Genomic DNA, 25,261 nt, shown 5'->3' with positions numbered 1-25,261 from the left:
CTATCAATTTTCTCAGCAATCCTGTCATTCATTACGTATGAATGAATGAAGGGGACGCAACACGGCAGCGTGTCGCGCGACGCGCGCGCGCTGCAATCGACGGCGACGGGTGTTGGAGGATGACCGGCCGCCGGCTCGTGCCGGCGGCGGAAGACGCGCGATCCGGCGTTATCAGGCCAGTTCGGCGAGGGTGGGAATCGAAGGCTGCGCGCCCGCGCGCGTGACCGAGACGGCCGCGGCGCGCTGCGCAAAACGGATCGAGGCGTCGACGCCGTCGCCGGCCGCGAGCCGGACCGCGAAGCCGCCGATGAAGGTGTCGCCGGCGGCGGTCGTGTCGAGCGCCTGCACGACGGGCGCCGGATAGTGGCGCGCCGCGCCGTCGGCGCTGAGCGCCAGCACGCCGCGCGCGCCGAGCGTGACCAGCACGTTGCGTGCGCCGGCCGCCTGCAGCGCGCGCGCGGCAGCTTCCGCGTCGGCCGGATCGCGCACCGGCAGGCCGGTCAGCGCGGCGGCCTCGACCTCGTTCGGAATCAGATAGTCGACCAGCGGCAGCCAGCCGTCGGGCAGCGGCGCGACGGCCGGCGCCGGGTTCAGCACCACCGTGCGCCCGAGGCGCCGCCCGGCCGACAGCGCCGCGAATACCGCGTCCGGCGGCGTCTCGAGCTGGCAGATCAGCACGTCGGCCGCGGCGATCGCGGCCTCGTGCTGCGCGACCGTTGCCGGCGTGACTTCGCCGTTGCCGCCCGCGACGATCACGATCGTGTTCTGGCTCGCATCGTCGACGACGATCAGCGCGACGCCCGTCGATGCGGACGCGCTCGTCGCGACCCGCGAGCAATCGATGCCTTCCGCCTCGAGGCCCGCGCGCAGCGCTGCGCCGTGCGCGTCCGCGCCGACACAGCCGATCATCGCGACCTGCGCGCCCAGGCGCGCGGCGGCGACGGCCTGGTTGCCGCCCTTGCCGCCCGCTGCCTGCGCATACGCGCGGCCGGCCAGCGTTTCGCCCGGCAACGGCAGCCGCGGCGCACGTACGACGAGATCCATGTTGAGGCTACCGACCACCGTCACGCGGCCTGCACCGGCGTTGGGCGCCGTCATGCGCGCGCACCGGGCATGGCCGGCTCCCGATAGACCGACGTCGATTCGCGCAGCACGAGCCGCGGCGACACGACGCGGCGGCGGCTCGGCGCGGCCGTCGAGCCGCCGCCGATCCGCTCGATCAGCGTCTGCGCGGCCATTTCGCCGAGCGCCCGCACCGACTGCCCGACCGTCGACAGCGCCGGATAGGTGTAGCGGGAAAACTCGATGTCGTCGAAGCCGATGATCGAGCATTCGTCCGGCACGCGGATGCCGCGCTCGGCCGCCGCGCGCAGCGCGCCGACGCCCATCAGGTCGTTGCCGGCGAAAATCGCGCTCGGCTGCACCGTCTCGAACAGCCGCGCCGCCGCGTGATAGCCGCCGAGGCACGAAAAATCGCTTTCGGCGATCGCGCCCGGCACGATGTCGATGCCGCGCTCGGCCATCGCGCGGATGAAGCCGTGCACGCGCATCGCGCTGACGGCCGTGTCGGTCGGGCCGGTGATGCAGCCGATCTTCGCGTGGCCGAGCTCGAGCAGATGCCGCGTGGCCAGATACGCGCCGCGCTCGTGGTCGATCTGCACGAGGTCGGCCGGCAGCCCCTCGATGTTGCGATCGACGACGACGAGCGGCGCTTGCGAATCGGCGAGCGTCTGCGCGAGCACGGCGTCCTCGCCGGCCGATGCGACGATCAGCCCGTCGATACGCTTTTCCTGCAGCACGCGCAGGTAGTTGCGCTGCTTCACCGGGTCGTCGTCCGAGTTGCAGAAGAACACGCAATAGCCGTTCGCCGCGCATTGATCCTCGATGCCGCGTGCAAGCTCCGCGAAATACGGATTCGTGCTGTTCGGCACGACGAGGCCGATGGTCGCCGTCGCGCGCGCCTTCAGCGAGCGCGCTACGGCCGACGGCACGTAGTTCAGCTCGCGAATCGCGCCTTCGACCTTCGCGCGCACATCCGCGGACACCGGCCGCGAATTGTTCACTACGTGCGAGACGGTCGTAAACGACACGCCCGCCATGGCCGCTACATCCTTGATCGTCGCCATATCCCGTTTCTCTTTGGTCTGCGTTCCATGTTGTTCTACCGTGCGCGCGAGCGCCGGCTGCGATACGTGTCGAGCACGACGGCCACCACGATCACCGCCCCCGTGATGATCCGTTTGGTGGGCTCGTTCGCGCCGATCTGCGCAAGCCCCGCCGCCAGCACGGAGATGATCAAAACGCCGAAGAACGTGCTGATCACCGAGCCGCGCCCGCCCATCAGGCTCGTGCCGCCGATCACGACGGCCGCGATCACCTGCAGCTCGAGGCCCACGCCCGCGTTCGGGTCCGCCGCTTCGAGCCGCGAAATCTGGAACAGCGACGCGAGCCCGGCAAGCGCGCCCATCAATGCGAATACGAGGATTTTATACGGCCGCGGGTTAACCCCTGCCAGCCGCACGGCTTCTTCGTTCGTGCCGATTCCGACCAGATAGCGTCCGAACACGGTGCGCGTCAGCACGAACTGCGCGGCGATCATCACCGCGACCGCGATCAGGAACGCCGGCGAAATGCCGAGCGCGATCGGGTTCGACAGGAAATCGAACGCGTCGCCAATATACGCGGTACGCGAATTCGTCAGCTGGTACGCGAGCCCGCGCGCGCCTTCCAGCACGCCGAGCGACACGATGAACGACGGAATCCGCCAGCCGACCGTCACCGCGCCCGTCAGCGAGCCGGTCACGGTGGCGACCGCGATGCCGCTCAGCGCGGCCGGCAACGGCGCCCACTGCCATTTCAGCGCGGCCACGCTGACCATCGACGCGGCCAGCGCCAGGACGGAGCCGACCGACAGGTCGATGCCGGCGATGATCAGCACGAACGTCATGCCGACCGACATCACGACGAGATCGGGAATCTGGTTCGCGATCGTGCTGAACGTGTCGTAGGTCAGGAAGTGCGAGCTCAGCGCCGAAAACAGCGCGACCATCGCGACGAGCGCACCGGCGAGCCCGAGGTAGTTCGAGACGCCGAGCCGTGTGCCGGACAGCGTGCGCGCGCGGCCCCCGGCCAGGTCCTGCTGTGCGCCTGCGTCACTCGGCGATACGGGAGGCTGGGTCATGAGTGTGGTCCTGTGGTCGAAACCGCGGAAGCCGCGCGCGGCGCCGCTCCCGCATCCGGATGCTGCATGCCGTCCGGCAACGCGTCGCGGCCGAAGCCGGCGAACGCGGCGGCCAGCAGCGCATCCTGAGTCCAGTTGCCGCGTTCGAACACGGCGGTCATGCGGCCGGCCGACATCACGCCGATCCGGTCGCAGATCAGCATCAGCTCGCGCAGGTCGCTCGATACGACCACCAGCGCGCGGCCGTCGCGCGCCAGCGCGCCCATCAGCGTGTAGATCTCGAACTTCGCGCCGACGTCGATGCCGCGCGTCGGCTCGTCGAACAGCAGCACGCCCATGTCACGTGCGAGCCAGCGGCCGATCACGACCTTCTGCTGGTTGCCGCCCGACAGTTCGCCGACTGGCTGCGCCGCGCCGTGCGTGCGGATCCGCAACGCGTCGATCTGCTGCTCGGCGAGCGCCGTTTCGCGCGCCGTATCGACGACGCCGCCGCGCGCGAGCCGATCGAGCTGGCCGAGCGACACGTTGGAGGCGACCGATTGCGTGAGCAGCAGCCCTTCGCCCTTGCGGTCCTCGGTGATCAGCGCGATGCCGTGCGCGACCGCGTCGACCGGCGACTGGATGCGCACCGGCTGCGGCGGTTCGCCGACCGCGATCATGCCCGTATCGGGCGTGTCCGCGCCGTAGATCAGCCGCAGCAATTCGGTGCGCCCCGCGCCGATCAGCCCGGAGATGCCGAAGATCTCGCCGGCGCGCACTTCGAGCGACACGTCCTGCACGGCCGTGCCGCGCGTCATGCCCGACACGACGAGGCGCGGCGCGCCGATCCGGCGCGCGCCGAGATCGATGTGCTCGCCGAGCTCGCGGCCGACCATCAGCGTGACGAGCCCGTCGGCGCTGATCGCGGCCATGTCGCCGACGTGCACGAGCCGGCCGTCGCGCAGCACCGCGACCCGCTCGGCGACGCGCGCGAGCTCCTCGAGCCGGTGCGAGATATAGACGATCGCGACGCCGCGCGCCTTCAAGCGGTCGATCTGCTCGAACAGCAGGTCGACCTCGCGCGCGGTCAGCATCGCGGTCGGCTCGTCGAGGATCAGCACGCGGCAGTCGCCGATCAGATTGCGCGCGATCTCGACCATCTGTTGATGGCCGATGCCGAGCGCGCCGACCGGCGTATCGGGATCGATCGCGTCGAGCCCGACCTGCGCCATCGCGGCCCGCGCATCGGCGCGCAGCCGCGCGCGGTCGATGATGCCGAAGCGCCGCGGCAGCCGGTTCAGAAACAGGTTCTCGGCGACCGTCAGCGTCGGCAGCAGGTTCAGCTCCTGCATCACCATGCGCACGCCGAGCGCCTCGGCCTGCGTGCGGCTGGCCGGCGCATACGCGTCGCCGCCGAGCTGCATCGTGCCGGTCGTCGGCTCGACCAGCCCGCCGATGATCTTCGACAGCGTGCTCTTGCCCGCGCCGTTCTCGCCGGTCAGCGCGAGCGCCTGGCCCGCCGCGAGCGTCAGCGTGACGTCGGCGAGCACCGGTTCGGCGTAGGTCTTGCCCACGCCGGATACGGCGAGCACGGGGACGACTGGACGGGAAGGTTGGAAGGTCGGTTCCATCGCGATCCTGGTTGCGGCCGCGCGCCCGCGGCGTGCGGTTATGACGCTCACAAGTGCATGGGTATGCCGTGGCCGTGATCGCGCTCACTCCAGATAACGGCCGCCGCCCGGAATTCTTGAGGGACGGCGGCCGTCATCGGTGCGGCGTCACGTGGTCACTTGGTGACGAGGTCGACCGGCGTCTCGACCACGCCGGACAGCTCAGACTGCTTGCGATGCTCGGCGATGGCCTTCAGCGCCGTGTCGATGCCGAACACCGCCTGCTTCGCCGCGTACTGGTCGGCGGTCGCGAGCACGCGGCCGTCCTTCAGCATCGGCTTGATCGCGTTGATGTTGTCGTAGCCGACCACCAGCACCTTGCCCTGCTTGCCCGCCGCCCGCACCGCCGACACGGCGCCGATCGCCATGTTGTCGTTGCCGCACAGGAGCGCGCGCAGGTTCGGGTATTCGTTGAGCATCGCGGACGCGACCGCGTTGCCCTTGTCGATCTCCCATTCGCCCGACTGCACCGACACGACCTTCATGCCGCCCGCCTTCATCGCATCCTGGAAGCCGGCCGTGCGCTGCTGCGCGTTGGTGGTCGTCGACACGCCTTCGACGATGCCGACCTGGTCGCCCGCCTTGAGCCTCTTCGCGAGGTAGTCGCCGACCTTGCGCGCGCCCTTGCGGTTGTCGGGGCCGACGAACGGCACGTTCAGGTTCTTCGACTTCAGCACGTCGGGATCGAGCCGGTTGTCGATGTTCACGACGACGATGCCCGCGTCGACCGCCTTCTTCACCACCGGCACGAGCGCCTTCGAATCGGCCGGCGCGAGCACGATCGCGTCGACCTTCGACACGATCATCTGCTCGACGATGCGGATCTGGTTGGCGGTGTCGGTCTCGTCCTTGATGCCGTTCGTGATCAGGTCGAACTGGCCGGCGTTGTGCTTCTGGTATTCCTTCGCGCCGTTTTCCATCGTCAGGAAGAACTCGTTGGCGAGCGACTTCATCACCAGCGCGACCTTCGGCTTGGCCGCAGACTGCGCATACGCGGCCGGGGTGGCGGCGACCGCGACGGCGGCGAGCGCGGCGGTCAGGAAGCGACGGCGAAACAGGACCTTCATACTCATCTCCTGGCGATCGGCCCGGCGGGCCGGATTGTTTTGTTTGGCTGTTGTTTTAATGCAAGCAAACGTTTGCGCTACATGAGCCGGACATTGGCCATCGATGCTGCTTGTCGGTATCACGAAATGGAAACGGGGCAGACGGCCGACTGCCTGGCGCGCGCTGTCGTCGACGCGCCACCGCCGGCGGGAAGCCGGCGGAGTGACGGCTATGCTGTACCGTTTCGGTTCGGCGCGCAACCCGGGCGATCGCTATTTAAGGGTTTGTTCTGAGCGGGCTGGGGTGCGTTACCCCGCGATGGCTGGTTATGCTGCGGCGGTACGTTGCGGCAGGACTTGCCGGCGCGGTGTTTCCAGATGTGGCGGATGTGCCACCTCCAGCCGAGGCGATGCGCTTCAGACCGTCGCGTGAATCGCGGCAGCGCACCGTCAGCCGCGCCCGGCCGGCCGGACCACGCGATGCCGCGTCGTCGCGCGGCCGTAGGGAGCGACAGGCAGGCGAGCGCCTGCCGCCCTTCACTTCGCCGCCAGTTACACCGCCTCGCGCAACTGCGCCGCGATCTCGGCTTCGTTCAACTGCGGCGCGAACATCTCGATCAGGCGGTAAGCATAGGCGCGCAGGAACGCGCCTTTGCGCAGCCCGACGCGGGTCGTGCTCGCCTCGAACAGGTGCTGCGTGTCGAGCGCGACGAGCCCCGTGTCGCGCTGCGGATCGAACGCCATCGCCGCGACCACGCCGATCCCCATCCCGAGCTCGACGTAAGTCTTGATGACGTCAGCATCGATCGCGGTCAGCACGACGTCGGGCACCGCGCCGGCCTGCGCGAACGCCTGGTCGATGTGCGAGCGGCCGGTGAAATCCTGGTCGTAGGTGATGATCGGATATTCGGCGATCTCGTCGAGCGTCAGATGCTCGCGTCCGACGAGCGGATGCCCTTTGGGCACGACGACCGTGTGGTGCCACGAATAGCACGGGAACGTGACGATGTCCGGATAGCGGTCGAGCGCCTCGGTCGAGATGCCGAGATCGGCTTCGCCGTTCAGGATCATCTGCGCGATCTGCTGCGGGCTACCCTGGCGCAGCGCGAGATGCACCTTCGGGAACACTTCGGTGAACTGGCGGATCACCTTCGGCAGCGCGTAGCGCGCCTGCGTGTGCGTCGTCGCGACGACGAGGTGGCCGCTGTCCTGATCGGCGAACTGGCGCGCGACGCGCCGCAGGTTCTCGGCGTCGAGCAGCATCCGCTCGATCAGCTGGTGCACGGCCTTGCCCGGCTCGGTGAGGCCGGTGAGCCGCTTGCCGCGCCGGATGAAGATGTCGACGCCCAGCTCGTCCTCGAGATCCTTGATCTGCTTCGACACGCCCGACTGCGACGTGTACAGCACGTTCGCGACTTCGGTCAGGTTCATGTTCTGGCGCACGGCCTCGCGCACGAAGCGCAATTGCTGAAAATTCATGGGTATGCCTCTTGGGCTGTCGTTGTTCGAAGATCGATCGGGAGCGGTATCCGCCCTCTTCTCATGACCGGGTTCGGGCGTCAGTGTGCGGGAAAGACCCGCAGCGCGCGCGGCACGGCCGTCGCGCCGTCGCCGACCTGCAGCGCGAGCGCACGCCACGCGTCGCGATCGAGCTCGGCTTCCAGCGCCCCGCCCGTGCGCGCCTCCAGCTCGACGCGCACCGAGCCGCCGAGCGGAATCACGCGGCGCACGTCCACCGCGATGCCGTCGCGATGGCCGCCGCCCACCGGCCACAGCTGCAGGTCGTGCGGCCGCACGTAGGCGTGTGCGGGGCCCGCGAAATCGGCGTCGACCGCGATCGACGCCGCCGCGCCATCGGCGACGAAACCGCGCGCGGCGACCGTGCCCGGCAGCCGGTTCGCCGCGCCGAGGAATTCGTAGACGAACGCGCTTTGCGGATGGTCGTAGACGTCCTGCGGGCTGCCGACCTGCTCGACGTGACCGCGGTTCAGCACGACGATGCGATCGGCCACCTCGAGCGCCTCCTCCTGGTCGTGCGTGACGAAGATCGTCGAGATGTGCAGGTCGTCGTGCAGGCGCCGCAGCCAGCTGCGCAGTTCCTTGCGCACCTTCGCGTCGAGCGCGCCGAACGGCTCGTCGAGCAGCAGCACCTTCGGCTCCACCGCGAGCGCGCGAGCCAGCGCGATGCGCTGGCGCTGGCCGCCCGACAGTTCGGACGGATAGCGCTGCGCGAGCCAGTCGAGCTGCACGAGCTTCAGCAGCTCGTGCACCTTGTCGCGAATCACCGTTTCCGACGGGCGTTCGCGGCGCGGCTTCACGCGCAGGCCGAAGGCAACGTTCTCGAACACGGTCATGTGGCGGAACAGCGCGTAATGCTGGAACACGAAGCCGACCTGGCGATCGCGCGCGCCGACCGACGCGACGTCGAGGCCCTGCAGCAGGACCTGGCCGGCGTCCGCGTGCTCGAGGCCCGCGATCACGCGCAGCAGCGTGGTCTTGCCGCAGCCGGACGGCCCGAGCAGCGCGACGAGCTCGCCCGGCGGGAAATCGAGCGACACGTTGTCGAGCGCGGTGAAATCGCCGAAGCGCTTCTGAAGATGACGGACGGTGATACCCATTCTGTTTGCCTCTTTACGATTTCGACGAAACGGCCGCGACGGGGCCGGCATGAGCGGGAACGTCGTCGCGTGCCCCGGCCAGTTCGGCGGCGAGGTGACGCTCGGCGAGCAGCTTCAGCGCGAGCGTGACGAGCGCGAGCAGCGCAAGCACCGACGCCACCGCGAACGCCGCCGCGAAGTTGTATTCGTTGTACAGGATCTCGACGTGCAGCGGCATCGTGTCGGTCACGCCGCGGATGTGGCCGGACACGACCGACACCGCGCCGAACTCGCCCATCGCGCGCGCATTGCAGAGGATCACGCCGTACAGCAGACCCCACTTCACGTTCGGCAACGTCACGCGCCGGAAGATCTGCCAGCCCGACGCGCCGAGCACGCGCGCGGCTTCCTCCTCGTCGCTGCCCTGCGCCTGCATCAGCGGGATCAGCTCGCGCGCGACGAACGGGAAGGTGACGAAGATCGTCGCGAGCACGATGCCCGGCACCGCGAAGATGATCTGCACGTCGTGGTCCTGCAGCCACGGCCCGAGCCAGCCCTGCGCACCGAACAACAGCACGTAGACGAGCCCGGAGATCACCGGCGACACGGAGAACGGCAGGTCGATCAGCGTGGTCAGCAACGCCTTGCCGCGGAACTCGAACTTCGCGATCGCCCACGACGCGCACACGCCGAACACGAGATTGAGCGGTACCGCGATCACGGCGACCGTCAGCGTCAGCCTGATCGCCGACCACGCGTCCGGATCTGCGAGCGATTCGAGATAGAAGCCGACGCCCTTGCGCAGCGCCTCGAAGAACACCGCAGCGAGCGGCACGACGAGGAAGAACGCGAGGAACGCGAGCGCGACGCCGATCAGCAGCCAGCGCACGGCGCGCGGCTCGGTCACGGGATCGAGCCGCGTCGCCGCGCGGGCGTGCGCGGCGGCATGGTTGTTCGACACGATGCTGGACTGGCGGCTCATTGCGCACCTCCCGCGGCGCTCGCGGCCACCGCGACGGGCGCGCTCGCGCCCCGGCTCGTGCGGCGCTGCAGATACCACTGCAGCGTGTTGATCAGCAGCAGCATCAGGAACGACACGACCAGCATCACGACCGCCAGCGCGGTCGCGCCCGCGTAGTCGTACTGCTCGAGCTTCGTGATGATCAGCAGCGACGTGATCTCGGACTTCATCGGCACGTTGCCGGCGATGAAGATCACCGACCCGTACTCGCCGAGCGCGCGCGCGAACGCGAGCGCGAAGCCGGTGAGCAGCGCGGGCAGCACGGCCGGCAGCACGACGCGGCGGAACGTGAGCCAGCGCGACGCGCCGAGGCATGCGGCGGCCTCCTCCTGCTCGCGCTCGAAATCCTCGAGCACGGGCTGCACGGTGCGCACGACGAACGGCAGCCCGATGAACGTCAACGCGACCAGCACGCCGGCCGGCGTGAACGCGATCTTGATGCCGAGCGGCGCGAGATACTGGCCGACCCAGCCGTTAGTCGCGTAGACGGCCGCGAGCGAGATGCCGGCGACGGACGTCGGCAGCGCGAACGGCAGGTCGACGATCGCATCGACGACGCGCTTGAACGGGAACGTGTAGCGCACCAGCACCCACGCGACGAGAAAGCCGAACACGGCGTTGATCAACGCGCCGCCGAGTGCGGCCGAAAACGTCAGCCGGTACGACGCGAGCACGCGCGGCGACGTGACGGCCGCGACGAACTGGTCCCACGACAAGGTCGCGGTCTTGAGAAATGTGGCGGCGAGCGGAATCAGCACCACGAGGCTCAAATACGCCACCGTGATGCCGAGCGTCACGCCGAAACCGGGCAGCGCGCTCGGCTTGCGAAAGATGTACGTCGTCATCGGATGCTCTTGCTGGGTCGATGCTGCTCATGGGCCCGACGCATATGCCGGCGCTCGGAATCGCGCGCCGGCCCGTCGGGTATGCGGCGCGCTGTCGTGGCGCGCCGCTGTCGTTATCGTGTGCTGCGTGTCGTTACTGCGTGGCGTTATTGCGGCTTGTAGATCGAATCGAACACGCCGCCGTCCGCGAAATGCGTCTTCTGCGCATTCGTCCAGCCGCCGAACGTGTCGTCCACCGTGTACAGCTTGAGCTTCGGGAACTGCTTCGTCAGCTCCGCCGGCACGTTCTTCGAGCGCGGCCGGTAGTAGTTGCGCGCGGCGATCTCCTGGCCCTGCGGGCTGTACAGGAAATTCAGGTAGGCCTCGGCCAGCTTGCGCGTGCCCTTCTTGTCGACCACCTTGTCGACCACCGCGACGGGCGGCTCGGCGAGGATGCTCACCGACGGCACCACGATCTCGAACTTGTCGGTGCCGAATTCCTTGATCGACAGGAACGCCTCGTTCTCCCACGCGATCAGCACGTCGCCAATGCCGCGCTGCACGAAGCTCGTCGTCGCGCCGCGCGCGCCGGAGTCGAGCACGCCTGCATTCTTGTAGAGCTTCGTCACGAACTCCTTCGCGCTCTGCTCGCTGCCGCCCGGCTTGTGCACCGCGTACGCCCACGCGGCCAGATAGTTCCAGCGCGCGCCGCCCGAGGTCTTCGGGTTCGGCGTGACGATCGAAATGCCGGGCCTGGTCAGATCGTCCCAGTCCTTGATGCCCTTCGGGTTGCCCTTGCGCACCAGGAACACGATCGTCGACGTGTACGGCGATGCGTTGTCCGGCAGGCGCTTCTGCCAGTCCTTCGCGACGAGCCCCTTGTTCGCGAGCGCATCGATGTCGTATGCCAGCGCGAGCGTGACCACGTCGGCCTGCAGCCCGTCGAGCACCGAGCGCGCCTGCGCGCCCGAGCCGCCGTGCGACTGCTTGAAGTTGACCGTCTCGCCCGTCTTCGCCTTCCATTCCTTGCCGAACGCCTGGTTGTAGTCCTGGTACAGCTCGCGCGTCGGGTCGTAGGACACGTTCAGGAACGTCGTGTCGGCCCATGCGTGCGAGGCGACGCCGAGCGCCGCCGCCGCGCCCAACGCCAGTGTTGCGATCAGGCGCCCCGCTGCGCCGCCCAGCCCCGTATTGCGCTTCGCCATCATTGGTTCTCCAGTGTCGTCGGTGTTGCGATGTCGGGCCAGTCTAACGAACGGGTTACATTATTAAAAATAATCGTTCTTCATTTTTTAATACTCAAAAGTGCTAACGCAGACTGGGCGGACGGTTGCGGCGGATGAACCGGCGTCGGGACGTCGCAAAACGACGGCGGAACCGGCGCGATCGCATCGAACCTCAAGTAACACTTGAAATTCGCGAAGTACTGTATAAAAATACAGCTCACTGTCTATCCATACAGTTGAGCCATGACCAAACTCACCGCACGTCAGCAGCAAGTGTTCGACTTGATCCGCCGCGCGATCGAGCGCTCGGGTTTCCCGCCCACGCGCGCCGAGATCGCCGCCGAACTGGGCTTCAGCTCGCCGAATGCAGCCGAGGAGCACCTGCGCGCGCTGGCGCGCAAGGGCGTGATCGAGCTGGCGGCAGGCGCCTCGCGCGGCATCCGCCTGCTCGGCATCGACGACATGCCGCACCAGTTCACGTTGCCGCACGCCGGGCTGATGCAGTTGTCGCTGCCGCTCGTCGGCCGCGTCGCTGCCGGTAGCCCGATCCTTGCGCAGGAACACATCTCGCAGCATTACGCGTGCGATCCGGCGCTCTTCACGAGCAAGCCCGACTATCTGTTGAAGGTGCGCGGCCTGTCGATGCGCGACGCCGGCATTCTCGACGGCGACCTCCTCGCGGTGCAAAAGCGCACCGAAGCGAAGGACGGCCAGATCATCGTCGCGCGGCTGGGCGACGACGTCACCGTCAAGCGCCTGATGCGCCGTCCCGGCGGCATCGAGCTGATCGCGGAGAACCCGGATTACGAAAACATCTTCGTCAAAGCCGGCAGCGCGGAATTTGCGCTGGAAGGCATCGCCGTCGGGCTGATCCGCTCGGGCGAACTCTGACAATCGGTCTCGCTGAGGAGAACACCATGGAACGCCTGTCCCGTCTGCTGCCTTTCCGTCAATTCGGCCGCCTGCGTCACCTGCGCGGCCGCACGCCCTGCGCGCCGCTGTCCGCTGCGGCGCCCGCAGTGAGCGAAGAAGTCGCAGTCGAACGGCAGGCGTCGCTGCTGCCGTCGGCGCTGCCCGCATTCGCGCGGGTCTCGCTGAATGCCGGCCTGAATCATGCGGAACCGGCGCGCCGCGCACCGGTGCGCGTCTATCACGGCCGCTCGCGCCTGATCATGGTGGGGACGATCGACGCCGTCTGCCGGATGATCGACCGTTGCATCGCCGAGGAACGATCGGCAGCGCACCACGGTCTCTGAGGGCGGAACCCATCCGTACCGGAGGCATCGTGACTGGATCTGCGGGCCGCGTCCGGCGGCTCAAGCCGCTACTGATCGCCGTGCTGATCGTCGCCGTACTGGCGGCGATCGGTTACGCATATGCGTCGCCATACGTGGCACTCGGCCGGCTCAAATCGGCAATCGATGCGCGCGATGCGCAGGCGGTCAGCGAGTACGTCGATTTTCCGTCGCTGCGCATCAGTCTAAAGCAGCAGGTCACGGAAGAATTGATGCGCCGGATCGACGCGGTGAAGAAGAACAATCCGTTCGCGGTGCTGGGCGCGTTGATCGGGTCTGCGTTGATCGGCCCGCTGGTCGACGCGTACGCGACGCCGGAAGGTGTTGCAGCGTTGATGAGCGGCATCCCGCCGCGCGGTAGTCCCGGCGAACGGCCTCCCGAATGGGCCGGCTCGCCGTCGGGGTCGCCGTCAGGCACCGCGCCAGCCAGCGCGCCGGCTGTGCCACCGACGAGCGCCGGCAGTCCAGCGAGCGTGCCGGCACCCGCCAGCGGCGCCACATCGGTCCCGGCGCCCGCGCCCGCCGGCGCGAGCGAACCCAGCCGGACGCAGCAAACGAGCGCGGGCTACCGCAATATCGACGAGTTCGTCGTGACGTACCAGCGCAGCGCCGACGGCACACGCTACGCGGCGATTTTCCACCGCTTCGGCCTGTTTACGTGGAAGCTCGCGGCAATCGACCTGCACGGCTGAGCGCGCGTTGCCGGTAGGCGGTGCCGCGGATGCGGCACACGGCACGCGCTCATCGCGAAGCCAGCGAGCTGGTCATGCGGCAAACGCGTGCATCCTCGTGCCATTAGCCCACTATTTACCGCTCGCGGTAGCCGCCTCGCGCTCGCGTGCGATTTCGGCCTTCTGCTCCTGGGCCGACGAACATGCGACGAGGATGCTGCAGTTCACGCGATCGAGCAGTAGCGTGTTGCCGGCCCCCATCCACCATCTAGACAATCCGCTACGACAGCGATGGCCGACGACGACGAGGTCGGCGCCGATCTCGGTTGCGAGGTTCGCGATTTCGTCGATCGGGTAGCCGAACGCAAAATGACCTTCGGCCTGCACGCCGCGCTCGCGCAGCCAGTTCACCCCTTCCTGCAGGATCTCGCGCGCGGTTTCTTCGAAGCGGCCGCACGCGACATCGGTCAGCAGTCCCGCGCTCTGCGCGATGCTCGAGCGCATGTCGACGACCGACAGCAAATGCGTTTCCGCCTTCAGGTCGAGCGCGAGATTCGCGCCGCACCGCAGTGCCTTGCGTCCCTCGAGCGTGCCGTCGTAGCAAAGCAGAATCTTGTTGTAGCTAGCCATGAAACCTCCCGGTCGCGACTACGTGCGCTATGCAATCATCATGGTGCGCCGCAATCCAACGCGCAAGGGATGGAAAACGCTGATTCGCCGCACCACGCGCGTCGGCAATGATGCAGCGCACGATTCGTGTGCGCATCCGACGCAAACCGCAGGCCCGCGCTGAAGCGGCGCGGTCGATGCACTAGAATGGGTCGTCCGTGCCGTCAGCGCGGGCACGCGAGCCATGTCCGTGTGACCGGCGACAGTCCGAGCCGTTCGCATACGGCGCGTGGCATCCGCCGAGCCGGCCGGCGCGGCGGCGCCCGTTCACAACGACACCCTGCCCATGTCCGTTGCACCGATCGATTTCCGGAACGTCGAAAAACGCTATGGCGACCGACTCGTCGTCAACGACCTGTCCTTCCACGTCGAGGCCGGCGAATGCTACGGGCTGCTCGGCCCGAACGGCGCCGGCAAGACCACCACACTGAAAATGCTGCTTGGCCTCGTCTATCCGGACGCGGGCGCCATTTCGCTCTGCGGCGAGCCGGTCCCGTCGCGCGCCCGCCATGCGCGCCGGCGCGTCGGCGTCGTGCCGCAATTCGACAATCTCGATCCGGACTTCACGGTCCGCGAGAACCTGCTCGTGTTCAGCCGCTATTTCGGGATCTCCGCGCCGGCCGCGCGCGCACTCGTGCCGCCGCTGCTCGAATTCGCGAAGCTGGAGAACAAGGCGGACGCGCGCGTCGGCGAGTTGTCGGGCGGCATGAAGCGGCGCCTGACGCTCGCGCGGGCGCTCGTGAACGATCCCGACGTGCTGGTGCTCGACGAGCCGACGACCGGCCTCGATCCGCAGGCGCGGCACCTGATGTGGGAACGCTTGCGCTCGCTGCTCGCGCGCGGCAAGACGATCCTGATCACGACGCACTTCATGGAAGAAGCCGAGCGCCTGTGCGATCGGCTGTGCGTGATCGAGGAAGGCCGCAAGATCGCCGAAGGCGCGCCGCACGCGCTGATCGAGTCGGAGATCGGGTGCGACGTGATCGAGATCTACGGGCCGGATCCGGTCGCGCTGCGCGACGAGGTGGCGCCGTTCGCCGAGCGCACCGAGATCAGCGGCGAAACGCTGTTCTGCTACGTGAGCGACCCCGAACCGCTCGCCGCGCGGCTCAAAGGCCGTGCGGGATTGCGCTATCTGCACCGTCCGGCCAATCTGGAAGACGTGTTCCTGCGGCTCACGGGCCGCGAAATGCAGGACTGACCGACCATGGACGTTCGCAACTATTCCGCCTCCGCATCGTCCGCCCCGCCGCGCGAAACGCGCTTCGCGATCGCGCTGCCCGCGAATGCGACCAACTGGATCGCGGTGTGGCGGCGCAATTATCTGGTGTGGCGAAAGCTCGCGCTCGCGTCGCTGTTCGGCAATCTCGCCGATCCGATGATCTACCTGTTCGGGCTGGGATTCGGGCTGGGGCTGATGCTCGGGCACGTCGACGGCGTGTCGTATATCGCCTTCCTCGCGGCCGGCACGGTCGGTTCGAGCGTGATGATGTCCGCGAGCTTCGAGTCGATGTATTCGGGCTTCTCGCGCATGCACGTGCAGCGCACGTGGGAAGCGATCATGCACACGCCGCTCGCGCTCGGCGACATCGTGCTCGGGGAGATCGTCTGGGGCGCGAGCAAGGCGCTGTTGTCGGGCGCCGCGATCATGCTGGTCGCCGGCCTGCTCGGCTATGCGCGGTTTCCGTCGATGCTCGCAGCGCTGCCGGTGATCGCGCTCGCCGGCCTCGCGTTCGCGAGCACCGCGATGATCGTCACCGCGCTCGCGCCGTCCTACGACTTCTTCATGTTCTACCAGACGCTCGTGCTGACGCCGATGCTGCTGCTGTCCGGCGTGTTCTTCCCGATCACGCAGTTGCCGCCGCTCGCGCAGCACGCCGCGCATCTGCTGCCGCTCGCGAACGCGGTCGAACTGATCCGGCCCGCGATGCTCGGCCGGCCGGCAACCGACGTCGGGCTGCACGTCGCGGTGCTCGCCGCCTATGCGCTCGGCGGCTTCGTGGTGTCGGCGTGGCTGTTCCGGCGGCGGATGATGCGCTGACGCGCACGCGCATACCGCGCCGGCCGGTGTGCCGAGCCGACGGCGACGTCACTCGTCGTCGTCGCTCCACGGAATTTCGACGTCGGTCAGGAACGCGACAGTCGCGAGCGGGCCGCCTTCTTGACGACCGAGCTTGCCGTCCGCGCGATGCCACTCGACCCGGAACTGCGTGCCGGGATCGTCGGCGATCAGATAGACCGCGCGCAATTCCTCCGCGTCGGCCTCGGCTACCGGACCGTCGAACGACACCAGCATCTTCTGCGGCCACAGGCCGTTGACCGGGTCGTAGATGCGATCGCCGTGCGGAATCTCGATGCTCGCTTCGACGCCGATCGTGGCGGACGCTTCGATGATCATCGTGCCGAGCGCGTTCAGCACGGCCGTGGCGCGTGCGGAATTGGCCTGGCGGATCGCGAGATCGCCGCGCGTCAGCGCCTTTTCGAGTCGAGGATGAATCTTCGGTTGGGTCATGCGTTTTCCTGTTTGCTTCTTGTAAAGGGCACCGCACGCGTGTAGCGGCGGTGCCGGGTGAATACGAGGCGCGGGCGGCGCGCCGGCCGGCCGGTCACCGGGCACGCGCACACGGCCGGCTTGCTGGTCCGCATGGGCGGCTGTCGCGCGCGGCTACTGCGGTGACAGCGGCGGCAGCAGCGAGCATCCGCCAATACGGCGCCGGCCGCCGGTCAGAACCCGAACGCGATCGCGAGCAGCCCGCTCACGACCCCGAACACGACGACGAGCACCGAGACGATCGCCAGCATGTACGGCTTGAACGAGCGCGCGAGCATCGCGAGCGACGGCACGCTGATCGGCGGCAGCGTCATCAGCAGCGCAGCGGCCGGGCCGACGCCCATGCCGAGCGACAGCATCGCCTGGATGATTGGCACCTCGCCGGCGGTCGGGATCACGAACAACGTGCCGGCGACCGCGAACGCGACGATCCAGCCGAGATGGTTGCCGATGTCCGGACCGATGTGCGGGAACAGCCACGCGCGCGCCGCGCCGAGCAGCAGCACGAGCACGATGTATTCGGGCACGAGCCGCACGGCCATGCGCGCGAGCAGCTTCACCCAGCGGACGAACGGATTGCCGGCGGCGGCCTGCTCGGCCGCCAGAGCGGCGAGCTGCGCGTCGTCGATGCTGCGATCCTCGGGGCGCGCGATGCGGTTCAGCAGATAGCCGATCCCGAACACCATCGCGACGCCGAGCACGAGGCGCAGCGCGCTCCATTGCCAGCCGAGCACGAAGCCCATGAACACCAGCGCGGCCGGATTGAGCACCGTGTTGCCGAGCCAGAACGCGACCGCACCGCCCGGCGACGCATGTCGCGCGCGCAGGCCCGCGACGACCGGCGCCGCGCAGCAGGTGCACATCATGCCCGGCAGCGACAGCAGGCCGCCCGCGGCGACGCTGCCGAAGCCGCTGCGACCGAGCACGCGCGCGACCCAGTGCGCGGGCAACAGCGCCTGCACGGCCGAACCGAGCAGCAGGCCGAGCACCATCGCCTGCCAGATCGCCTTGCCGTACGCCCATGCGTAGTCGAGCGCCGCCTTCAGCGACGGTTCGGGCGCGCTCGCCGACGTGCCCATCAGGATCGAGTTGCCGATCGAGTGATGCTCGGCGGCGACGAACGCCTTGTTGTAGTACGGGAACCATTTCACGTAGAACAGGCCCGCGACTGCGATCAGCAGGAAGGTCATCCAGCCGAGCGCCGGACTGGGTTGGGAGCGTGTGGTCGTCATCGTGTGGGAGTCGTTGCGTTGTTGTGGGTATCGGTATTGGTGTCGGCACGCGCCGCCGCATCGCCCGTGGGCGATGCCGGCAGGCCGGCCTGCGCGAGCGCGTCGAGCAGCGCGCGCGCCTGATCGCGCGCGTCCGCTGCGTTCGGCCGGAACGTGAACGTCAGCACGCGGTTCGGTCTGTCGTACGACGAACGATAGGTGCGCGCATAGGCAGGATCGTAATGCCGGTCGATCAGCGCGCGGAACAGGTCGGCGCGCGCATCGGCGTCGATCAGCGCGCTCCAGTGCGCGACCTCTTCGCGGCTGTGCAGCCCGATCAGCCGCGCGAGTTGCGCCTTGAACGCGTCGGGGTCGTCGAACAGATGCGCATAGTCGTCGAGCAGGAACGCGATGCGCTCGTCGTGCGCGGCTTCGATTTGCACCCACGGCCCCGCGCGGAACGCGTCGAGCAACGCGAGCGGCAGTTGCACGAGCCCGATCTTGCGGCTTTCCGACTCGACGAACACTGGCCACGCGGGGTCGAAACGTTCGAGCGTCCCGACCAGCCCCGAATCGAACGCCTTCTGCGTCGGCTGCGACACGCCCGGCAGCGCGCCGAGCAGCGAGCCGCGATGACGGGCGAGCGCCTCGAGATCGAGCGTCTGCGCCCCTTCTGCGCGCAGCGCGTTCAGCAGCCGTGTCTTGCCGCAGCCCGTATGACCGACGAGCGTGATATAGCGAAACTGCGCGGGCAGCGTATCGAGCGTCGCGCACACCGAGCGCCGGTATGCCTTGTAGCCACCGTCGAGCTGGCGCGCCTGCCAGCCGATCAGGTTGAACCAGGCCGTCATCGAACCCGAGCGCTTGCCGCCGCGCCAGCAATAGATCAGCGGCCGCCAGTTGCGCGGACGGTCGGCGAAGGTGGTATCGAGATGCCGCGCGATGTTGCGCGCGACCATCGCCGCGCCGACCCGCGTCGCTTCGTACGGCGACACCTGACGGTACATCGTGCCGACGATCACGCGCTCCTCGTTACTGAGTACGGGCGCGTTCAGGGCGCCGGGGATGTGGTCCTCGGCGAACTCGAGCGGCGTGCGCACGTCGATGATCTCGTCGAACTCGCCGGCGCGATCGAGGGTGACAATCAGGTTCTTCAATTTGGCGTCGAACAGGGGCGATGCGGCTCGGCGAGCCGCACGGGCACGGAAGGCGGATTCGCAATTATCTCACGGCCGGGCGTCGCCGGCGGCGCGCGGTCGGCGTGGCGCTCATCGCGTCGAGCAGGTGATCGCGAAAAGCGCGCACGGGCGCCACAACGAGAAACCGGCGCGGCGCGCCTTGAAGGCGGCGAGCGCGCCGGGCAGGAACTCGCTCAAGAATCCCTCCGGGCACACAATCTTCAACACGCTGCCATACAGCACTTCCAGCACGCCGATTTCCTTCATCGCGTGCTCGACCTCCAACAGGCAGCCGTGCGAAGTGCAGCAGCCGCTCGCCGCCCGGCAACCAGCTCGCGCCTGGACTGTACCTGATGGGCTGGCGCCGTTCGGTCTTGCCGCACAGCCGAGCGCGCGCATCCGGCTCGGGATGCGCTGACCACGCTGCGCCATGAAGCGACCTCGCAGCATCGATAGCGATGCCGCGCGTTGATCGAGGCCGCTTACGGCGCCGGGTTCGGCTGCAATTCGTGCAGCGCGTCGATTTCGGCGAGGACCTCGTCGGACAGCTTCACGTCGATGCTGCCGATGTTCTCCTTCAGCTGCTCGAGCGACGTCGCGCCGATCAGGTTGCTGCGCACGAACGGCCGGCTGTTGACGAACGCGAGCGCGAGCTGCGCGGGCGACAACCCGTGGCGCTGCGCGAGTGCGACGTAGCGCGACGTCGCGGCAACGGTGTGCGGCTTGCTGTAACGCTGAAAGCGCTCGAACAGCGTGATGCGCGCACCGGCCGGCCGCGCGCCGTTTTCGTACTTGCCCGACAGCCAGCCGAACGCGAGCGGCGAATACGCGAGCAGACCGATGCCGTCACGATGGGTGAACTCCGACAGGCCATTCTCGAACGTGCGGTTCAGCAGGCTGTACGGATTCTGGATGCTCGCGATGCGCGGCAACCCGAGCCGCTCGGCCGCGCGCAGGAACTGCGCGACGCCCCACGGCGTTTCGTTCGACACGCCGATCGCGCGGACCTTGCCGGCCTTCACGAACTCCGCGAGCACGCCGAGCGTTTCCTCGATCGGCACCGTATAGGCATCGTCGATCCACGGATACGCGCTACGGCCGAACGTCGTCGTGCTGCGATCGGGCCAGTGCAGCTGGTACAGGTCGACATAGTCGGTCTGCAGACGCTTCAGGCTGCCATCGAGCGCCTCGGTCAGATTCTTGCGGTCGAACTGATTGCCTTCGCCGCGAATGTGACGCGGGTTGTGCGGCTGTCGCGCCGGGCCGGCGATTTTCGTCGCGAGCACGATGCGTGCGCGCTGCGCACGATGTTGCGCGAGCCAGGTGCCGATGTACTGCTCGGTGCGGCCCTGCGTGTCGGCCTTCGGCGGCACCGGGTACATCTCCGCGGTATCGATCAGCGTCACGCCCTGCGCGAGCGCGTAATCGATCTGCTCGTGCGCGTCGCGCTCCGAATTCTGCTCGCCCCAAGTCATCGTGCCCAGGCCGATCAGGCTGACCTCGATGCCGGAATCGCCGAGTGTGCGGTATTCCATGGTGCTCCCGTCGCGTCAGTGGAAAGCAGGAACGCTATCACATCGGCGCGCGCCGTTCAGATGGGCCGTGCGTACGCTTACGGACCGCCTGCTGCCCCGGGCGCCGCACGTTGCCGCAGGCGATCCCGGTACCCGCACCCGCCACGTCGTCCGTTGCATCCACATCCGGGCGTGGCCGCGCCGCCCTGTCTGCGTTACACTCACGGCCCGCTGTCTCAAAATCATTCGCTGTCCACGATGTTGTCGCGCCAACGCCTCGCCGCCGCCTGTCTCGCCGCTTCCCTGCTCGCCACTCCGTTCGCCGCGTTCGGCAAGACGCACAACGAATCGCTGCTTCAGCAGGCGATCGATTTCGTCACGCAGCTGCTGCCCGCCCCCACCCATGCAGCGCCCGCCACGCAGGTCGTCGAATCGGCGTTCTCGCCCGATGGCGGCGCCGAGGCGCTGGTGCTGAAGGCGATCGGCGCAGCACGCACTTCCATCCGCGTGGCCGCCTATTCGTTCACGTCGCCGCCGATCACGCGCGCGCTGCTCGCCGCGAAGCGGCGCGGCGTCAACGTCGCGGTGGTCGTGGACGACAAGGGCAACCGCGCGAAAAGCAGCCAGCAGGCATTGAACCTGCTCGTCAACGCGGGCATCCCGACACGCACGATCGATGTGTACGCGATCCACCATGACAAGTACCTCGTGATCGACGCCGAGCATGTCGAGACGGGCTCGTTCAATTACAGCGCGTCGGCCGCCAGCCGTAATTCGGAGAACGTCGTCGTGGTGTGGAACAACCCGCAGCTCGCGTCGCGCTACCTCGCGCATTGGCAGAGCCGCTTCGACCAGGGCACGCCGTATCGCTCATCGTATTGACGCGCCGCATCGGCGCGATCGCCGTGGCCGTTCACGCACGCCGCGGTCGGCAAGCACCGCGACGTCGTCCATGATCCGCGTGGACGGCGCACGCATCAACCTGGCCGAATGGCCAGCCCCGCACGCACGACGCTAGCGCAGCCGGTACGAACGAGCGACGTCAGTGGATCTCGGCAGAAGAGCGTCCACCGCTCTGCGCCGTCGCGACACATCGCCCGGGATGCGCGTGCGCGTCGCTCGCGGAAGGCTTGGGCACGTCGCGCGCACCGCCCGGCAGCGCGCCGACGATACAGCCCGCACTGAAGGCCAGCGTGTTCTGGACCATCGGATAGAGCAGATACAGCGCAAACGCGAGATACGCTGCATACAGAAAACGGACCATGAGGCGATAGCGGAACGATTGATCTCGCCCCTGTTTACGGCCTCGCAGCGGGCGGCTTGAGCGCCCAGCCCGTTCTGGCGGCGCGATGGAGAATGCGCGATACTGATTCACAGTCGCTCGTCGGCGCGCCTTCGGCAGCAACCGCCGCCCGCCTGCTACGTCGTGTCCGCGCGAGGCGACATTCGTTCGATGACCGGCTGCCCATGCCGGCACCCGAGACAAAGACCCATGCAGATTGCTTCCAAACCGGCCGACGAGACGGCCCGGCTCGCCACACTCCATTCATTGTCGATTCTCGACACGCCGCCCGAAGAACGCTTCGACCGCATCACGCGCCTCGCGCGCCGGCTGTTCGACGTGCCGATCGCTGTCGTGAGCCTCGTCGATGAGGACCGCCAGTGGTTCAAGAGTCATCCGGGGCTCGACGCCACGCAGACTTCGCGCGACGTGTCGTTCTGCGCGCATGCGCTGCTCGCGGACGACACGATGGTCGTCAAGGACGCGCTCAACGACGATCGTTTCCACGACAACCCGCTCGTCACCGGCCAGCCCGGCATTCGCTTCTACGCAGGCCGTCCGCTTGCCGCGCCGAACGGCGCGCCGGTCGGCACGCTGTGCCTGATCGATACGCGGCCGCGTGAGCTGTGCGCCGACGAGCTCGCGCTGCTCGGCGATCTCGCCCACATGACCGAACGCGAAATCGCGGCGCTCCATCTCGCGACCACCGACGAGCTGACGCAACTGACAAACCGGCGCGGCTTCGAGATTCTCGCGCGTCAGGTGCTCGGCCTGTGCGAGCGCACGGGCCGGCAAGCGGCACTGCTGTTCTTCGACCTGAACGGTTTCAAGGCGATCAACGATCGCTGCGGCCATGCGGAAGGCGACCGTGCACTGAAGGCGTTCGCGCAGACGCTCACCGGCACGCTGCGCGACAGCGACGTGATCGCCCGGCTCGGCGGCGACGAGTTCGTCGTGCTGTTGAGCGCGATCGACCCGGCCGACGTCGGCGAGCCGATCGAACGCGTGAAGCAGGCGCTCGAGCGGCGCAACGCGGACGACGCGCGCGGTTACGCGATCCGCTTCAGCGTCGGCCACGTCGCTTACGATCCCGCCCGTCATCGCACGGTGGCCGACCTGCTCGATTCGGCCGACCGGCGCATGTACGAGGACAAGCGGCGCGGCAAGGCCACCGGCGGCTGAGCGCCGGCACGCCGCTGCCGATGCCGCGGCGGCGCGCGGCCGGGGCTGCGGCGTTCAGCCCGCTGCGTCGGCCCCGCGGGGCCTGCCTGCTGCGGTCAGCTGCCGCAAGGCGGCGCGCTGGCCATCGCCTCGGCGATCTGCCCGGGCGTCAGATCGCGCTGGTGGGTCGCGATCGACCAGCGATGACCGAACGGATCCTCGACCTGACCGTAGCGATCGCCCCAGAACATGTCGGCCGCCGGAACCCGGAGGGTCGCGCCGGCCGCGACGGCCTGCTCGATGGCCGCATCCACGTTCGGCACGAACAGATGCAGACTGACCGGCGTGCCCTTCAGCGCCTTCGGCCCGACCGCGCCGTGCTCGGGCATTTCATCCACGAGCATCAGCGCCGAATCGCCGATCGCGAGACACGCGTGCGCGAGCCGGCCGTCGGGCAGCATCAGGCGGAACCGTTCGGTGGCGTTGAACGCGCGCGTGTAGAACTCGATCGCGGCGGTTGCGCCGGCGCAGATCAGGTGCGGCGTCAGCGTGCGCATCCCTTCCGGAATCGGTTTGACGGACGTGGCCATGGGTGTCGCTCCTTCAGTGAGTTGTCGTATCGGAAACGGGACGGACGCGCGATGCATCCGCCGCCGATGACACGACGAACGGGCTCGACTGAAATCGACATCGGTTCGGAAATTTTTTTGCGTCGTGCCGGACCGGCACGAACGTACGCGGGCAGCGAGCGCGGTGCGGCGCCAACGGCGCGCTGGAGACCGGCGGCATCGCGTTTGCCGCCGCGGCGGGATGGGTCGTCGTGCTGCGCTGCGCAGTGCGGGCGCGCGCCGCAGTTGCCGTCAGATTTGCGGAAGGTCGCGCAGCGTGCGCGACTCGTTCGTCGCGTCGATGTCGAGCTCGATCCCTTCGGATGCGTCGCGGTACAGCACGCGTTTCAACCTCGGCCCGACGGCCGTTGCGTCCGCTTCGTCGAACACGGCCAACACGTCGGCGCCGGCGGCGAGCGCGCGGGCGACCTCCGCGACCGTCGCCTCGCTGGGCGCTGCGGCCCACGAGCGGTCCGTTGGGTTGACGGCCGCCCAGCGCACGTGTGTCACCCGCGCGCTGCGCACATCGATTCGGACACCATTCACCGCGAACATCGACATCGACCTCTCCTTCGAAACGGTTGCGACCGGCCGCGCGCGCGGCTTCGGCCGACGCGATTTTCGATGATACATTGAGACGCTTTGCAACCGTCAACAGACCATCGTGCACCGGAGAAACACATGACCGACGCCTGGGGAACCTTCCCGGCCAGAATGGGCGACCATCAGGCTTTCATCAGCTTCAATCACGCGTTCGCGGAAATCGCCGAGACCGACCCGCGCACGTCGCTGCTCAGCGTGCGCGTCGCGCTCGCGCATCCGACGCCCGACGGCCTGCCCGGCAGCGACGAATTCGCCGAACTCACGCGCGTCGAGACGCTGCTGGACGCCGCGGTGACCGGGCGCAACGGCGTACAGGTCGGCCGCATCACCGTCGACAACAACCAGGATTTCCTGTTTTACGTGTCGTTCGACGAAGACACCGCGGCCGGGATCGTCGACGCGCTGGCCGACCAGACGGCCTACGCACTTCAATACGCATACCACGAGGATCCGGACAAGGAGACCTACTGGCGCACGCTCTACCCGACCGACGACGACTGGCAATTGATGCGCGACATGCGCGGGCTCGACGCCCTGCTGCAAAAAGGCGACGTCGGCGACGTGAGCCGGCGCGTGGCGCACTGGGCCTACTTCCCCGATCCGAGCGACGCGCACCAGTTCGCCGACTGGGCCGAATCGAAGGGCTATCTGGTCGAATCGGTCGCGCCGACCGAGGACGGCAAATCGGCCGTGCGCTTCGCGCACGAAGGGACGATGGCGCTGGCCGACATCACGCGCCATACGCTCGAGATCAACCGCGAGGTGCGCGCGCTCGGCGGCAACTACGACGGTTGGGAAACGAGCGTCGAACAGGCTGGGTGAGCGGGCCGGAGCGTAGCGCGCGCGCTGACGGCTGGCGGGCCGAGACGCCCCGGCGGCGCATCGGCGGAAATAGGCATCATCAACCTATAGACGCGGTCGTCCCGAGCGCTCGCTCGAGCCCTGACAGCCACTGACGCATCCGGCCTGCAAAA

The 25,261-nt window shown here is 68.1% G+C and carries 26 protein-coding genes and 1 pseudogene; 8 read left to right on the top strand and 19 right to left on the bottom strand.

What is annotated here, in order from left to right; translation table 11 throughout:
- Window positions 1-171: 171 nt before the first annotated feature.
- The 10 genes from rbsK to MYA_RS06955 all read right to left on the bottom strand — a co-directional run bounded on the left by rbsK (window position 172) and on the right by MYA_RS06955 (window position 11,523).
- Window positions 172-1,098: a ribokinase gene (gene rbsK / locus MYA_RS07000; protein WP_014722994.1), complete on the bottom strand. Its 927-nt coding sequence runs from the start codon at window positions 1,096-1,098 to the stop codon at window positions 172-174.
- Window positions 1,095-2,126, bottom strand: a complete 1,032-nt coding sequence (locus MYA_RS06995) for a LacI family DNA-binding transcriptional regulator (RefSeq protein WP_011884753.1) — start codon at window positions 2,124-2,126, stop codon at window positions 1,095-1,097. Before MYA_RS06995 ends, rbsK begins: the two co-directional genes overlap by 4 nt.
- A gap of 35 nt (window positions 2,127-2,161) precedes the next feature.
- Window positions 2,162-3,181: an ABC transporter permease gene (locus tag MYA_RS06990; RefSeq protein ID WP_014722992.1), complete on the bottom strand. Its 1,020-nt coding sequence runs from the start codon at window positions 3,179-3,181 to the stop codon at window positions 2,162-2,164.
- The gene (locus MYA_RS06985; protein ID WP_041493823.1) at window positions 3,178-4,791 is read right to left on the bottom strand and encodes a sugar ABC transporter ATP-binding protein; all 1,614 of its coding nucleotides are present in this window, start codon (window positions 4,789-4,791) and stop codon (window positions 3,178-3,180) included. Before MYA_RS06985 ends, MYA_RS06990 begins: the two co-directional genes overlap by 4 nt.
- Before the next feature lie 155 nt (window positions 4,792-4,946).
- Window positions 4,947-5,897, bottom strand: a complete 951-nt coding sequence (locus tag MYA_RS06980) for a sugar ABC transporter substrate-binding protein (protein ID WP_014722991.1) — start codon at window positions 5,895-5,897, stop codon at window positions 4,947-4,949.
- Window positions 5,898-6,428: 531 nt separating this feature from the next.
- On the bottom strand, window positions 6,429-7,355 hold the full coding sequence (locus MYA_RS06975) for a CysB family HTH-type transcriptional regulator (protein ID WP_011884743.1): 927 nt from the start codon (window positions 7,353-7,355) through the stop codon (window positions 6,429-6,431).
- An 80-nt stretch (window positions 7,356-7,435) separates the two neighbouring features.
- Window positions 7,436-8,494, bottom strand: coding sequence for a sulfate/molybdate ABC transporter ATP-binding protein (locus MYA_RS06970; protein ID WP_014722990.1), 1,059 nt, complete (start codon window positions 8,492-8,494; stop codon window positions 7,436-7,438).
- A 13-nt stretch (window positions 8,495-8,507) separates the two neighbouring features.
- Window positions 8,508-9,455 carry a sulfate ABC transporter permease subunit CysW gene (gene cysW, locus MYA_RS06965; RefSeq protein WP_014722989.1) on the bottom strand — a complete coding sequence of 316 codons (948 nt, stop codon included), beginning with the start codon at window positions 9,453-9,455 and terminating at the stop codon, window positions 8,508-8,510.
- Complete coding sequence (cysT, locus tag MYA_RS06960) at window positions 9,452-10,339, bottom strand: sulfate ABC transporter permease subunit CysT (RefSeq protein ID WP_014722988.1); 888 nt, start codon at window positions 10,337-10,339, stop codon at window positions 9,452-9,454. Before cysT ends, cysW begins: the two co-directional genes overlap by 4 nt.
- A 146-nt stretch (window positions 10,340-10,485) precedes the next feature.
- On the bottom strand, window positions 10,486-11,523 hold the full coding sequence (locus tag MYA_RS06955) for a sulfate ABC transporter substrate-binding protein (RefSeq protein ID WP_034193191.1): 1,038 nt from the start codon (window positions 11,521-11,523) through the stop codon (window positions 10,486-10,488).
- A gap of 264 nt (window positions 11,524-11,787) precedes the next feature.
- On the opposite strand from MYA_RS06955, the gene lexA reads away from it, so the two are divergent.
- Genes lexA through MYA_RS06940 form a run of 3 tightly spaced genes read left to right on the top strand, consistent with a single transcriptional unit; the run spans window position 11,788 to window position 13,531 of the window.
- Window positions 11,788-12,435, top strand: coding sequence for a transcriptional repressor LexA (lexA, locus tag MYA_RS06950; RefSeq protein WP_011884733.1), 648 nt, complete (start codon window positions 11,788-11,790; stop codon window positions 12,433-12,435).
- Window positions 12,436-12,461: 26 nt separating this feature from the next.
- Window positions 12,462-12,800 (top strand): hypothetical protein, encoded by a 339-nt coding sequence (locus tag MYA_RS06945; protein ID WP_011884731.1) that lies wholly within the window; start codon window positions 12,462-12,464, stop codon window positions 12,798-12,800.
- Between the two features lie 29 nt (window positions 12,801-12,829).
- Window positions 12,830-13,531: a DUF2939 domain-containing protein gene (locus MYA_RS06940; RefSeq protein ID WP_014722986.1), complete on the top strand. Its 702-nt coding sequence runs from the start codon at window positions 12,830-12,832 to the stop codon at window positions 13,529-13,531.
- Window positions 13,532-13,642: 111 nt separating this feature from the next.
- Here MYA_RS06940 and MYA_RS06935 read toward each other — a convergent pair whose 3' ends face one another.
- Entirely contained in the window at window positions 13,643-14,140 is a 498-nt protein-coding gene (locus tag MYA_RS06935; RefSeq protein WP_011884727.1) for a universal stress protein, read from the bottom strand.
- Window positions 14,141-14,465: 325 nt separating this feature from the next.
- Between MYA_RS06935 and nodI the strand changes: the two genes are divergently transcribed.
- Both nodI and MYA_RS06925 read left to right on the top strand, forming a co-directional pair.
- Window positions 14,466-15,380, top strand: coding sequence for a nodulation factor ABC transporter ATP-binding protein NodI (gene nodI, locus MYA_RS06930; protein WP_014722983.1), 915 nt, complete (start codon window positions 14,466-14,468; stop codon window positions 15,378-15,380).
- Window positions 15,381-15,386: 6 nt separating this feature from the next.
- A complete protein-coding gene (locus MYA_RS06925) occupies window positions 15,387-16,220 on the top strand; it encodes an ABC transporter permease (RefSeq protein WP_014722982.1) in 834 nt (277 codons plus the stop codon).
- Between the two features lie 48 nt (window positions 16,221-16,268).
- Here MYA_RS06925 and MYA_RS06920 read toward each other — a convergent pair whose 3' ends face one another.
- The 5 genes and pseudogenes from MYA_RS06920 to MYA_RS06900 all read right to left on the bottom strand — a co-directional run bounded on the left by MYA_RS06920 (window position 16,269) and on the right by MYA_RS06900 (window position 20,654).
- Complete coding sequence (locus MYA_RS06920; RefSeq protein ID WP_011884724.1) at window positions 16,269-16,691, bottom strand: hypothetical protein; 423 nt, start codon at window positions 16,689-16,691, stop codon at window positions 16,269-16,271.
- 212 nt (window positions 16,692-16,903) lie between these two features.
- The gene (locus MYA_RS06915; RefSeq protein ID WP_011884723.1) at window positions 16,904-17,962 is read right to left on the bottom strand and encodes a permease; all 1,059 of its coding nucleotides are present in this window, start codon (window positions 17,960-17,962) and stop codon (window positions 16,904-16,906) included.
- Complete coding sequence (gene mnmH / locus MYA_RS06910) at window positions 17,959-19,098, bottom strand: tRNA 2-selenouridine(34) synthase MnmH (protein ID WP_014722980.1); 1,140 nt, start codon at window positions 19,096-19,098, stop codon at window positions 17,959-17,961. The genes MYA_RS06915 and mnmH overlap by 4 nt, the downstream gene beginning before the upstream one ends.
- Window positions 19,099-19,251: 153 nt before the next feature.
- Window positions 19,252-19,441: pseudogene (locus MYA_RS06905) on the bottom strand (LysR family transcriptional regulator); the annotation flags it as partial.
- A 160-nt stretch (window positions 19,442-19,601) separates the two neighbouring features.
- Window positions 19,602-20,654 carry an NADP(H)-dependent aldo-keto reductase gene (locus MYA_RS06900; RefSeq protein WP_014722978.1) on the bottom strand — a complete coding sequence of 351 codons (1,053 nt, stop codon included), beginning with the start codon at window positions 20,652-20,654 and terminating at the stop codon, window positions 19,602-19,604.
- A 237-nt stretch (window positions 20,655-20,891) separates the two neighbouring features.
- On the opposite strand from MYA_RS06900, the gene MYA_RS06895 reads away from it, so the two are divergent.
- Complete coding sequence (locus tag MYA_RS06895) at window positions 20,892-21,515, top strand: phospholipase D family nuclease (protein ID WP_011884717.1); 624 nt, start codon at window positions 20,892-20,894, stop codon at window positions 21,513-21,515.
- A gap of 160 nt (window positions 21,516-21,675) precedes the next feature.
- Here the strand turns inward: MYA_RS06895 and MYA_RS06890 are convergent, their stop codons facing one another.
- On the bottom strand, window positions 21,676-21,897 hold the full coding sequence (locus tag MYA_RS06890; protein WP_011884715.1) for a hypothetical protein: 222 nt from the start codon (window positions 21,895-21,897) through the stop codon (window positions 21,676-21,678).
- 228 nt (window positions 21,898-22,125) lie between these two features.
- Between MYA_RS06890 and MYA_RS06885 the strand changes: the two genes are divergently transcribed.
- Window positions 22,126-23,097 carry a GGDEF domain-containing protein gene (locus MYA_RS06885; RefSeq protein ID WP_011884713.1) on the top strand — a complete coding sequence of 324 codons (972 nt, stop codon included), beginning with the start codon at window positions 22,126-22,128 and terminating at the stop codon, window positions 23,095-23,097.
- A 95-nt stretch (window positions 23,098-23,192) separates the two neighbouring features.
- On the opposite strand, the gene MYA_RS06880 is transcribed toward MYA_RS06885, so the two are convergent.
- Together MYA_RS06880 and MYA_RS06875 are read right to left on the bottom strand one after the other, a co-directional pair.
- Complete coding sequence (locus tag MYA_RS06880; protein ID WP_014722977.1) at window positions 23,193-23,666, bottom strand: VOC family protein; 474 nt, start codon at window positions 23,664-23,666, stop codon at window positions 23,193-23,195.
- A gap of 270 nt (window positions 23,667-23,936) precedes the next feature.
- Entirely contained in the window at window positions 23,937-24,245 is a 309-nt protein-coding gene (locus MYA_RS06875; RefSeq protein ID WP_011884709.1) for a hypothetical protein, read from the bottom strand.
- Between the two features lie 120 nt (window positions 24,246-24,365).
- Between MYA_RS06875 and MYA_RS06870 the strand changes: the two genes are divergently transcribed.
- Window positions 24,366-25,109 carry a DUF695 domain-containing protein gene (locus MYA_RS06870; protein WP_014722976.1) on the top strand — a complete coding sequence of 248 codons (744 nt, stop codon included), beginning with the start codon at window positions 24,366-24,368 and terminating at the stop codon, window positions 25,107-25,109.
- Window positions 25,110-25,261: the final 152 nt, after the last annotated feature.

Origin of the sequence: Burkholderia sp. KJ006 (genome assembly GCF_000262695.1) — a bacterium.
GTDB lineage: Bacteria > Pseudomonadota > Gammaproteobacteria > Burkholderiales > Burkholderiaceae > Burkholderia > Burkholderia vietnamiensis.
The sequence above is the reverse complement of the archived record's forward strand: the minus strand, read 5'-3'. Positions and strand labels throughout refer to the sequence as shown.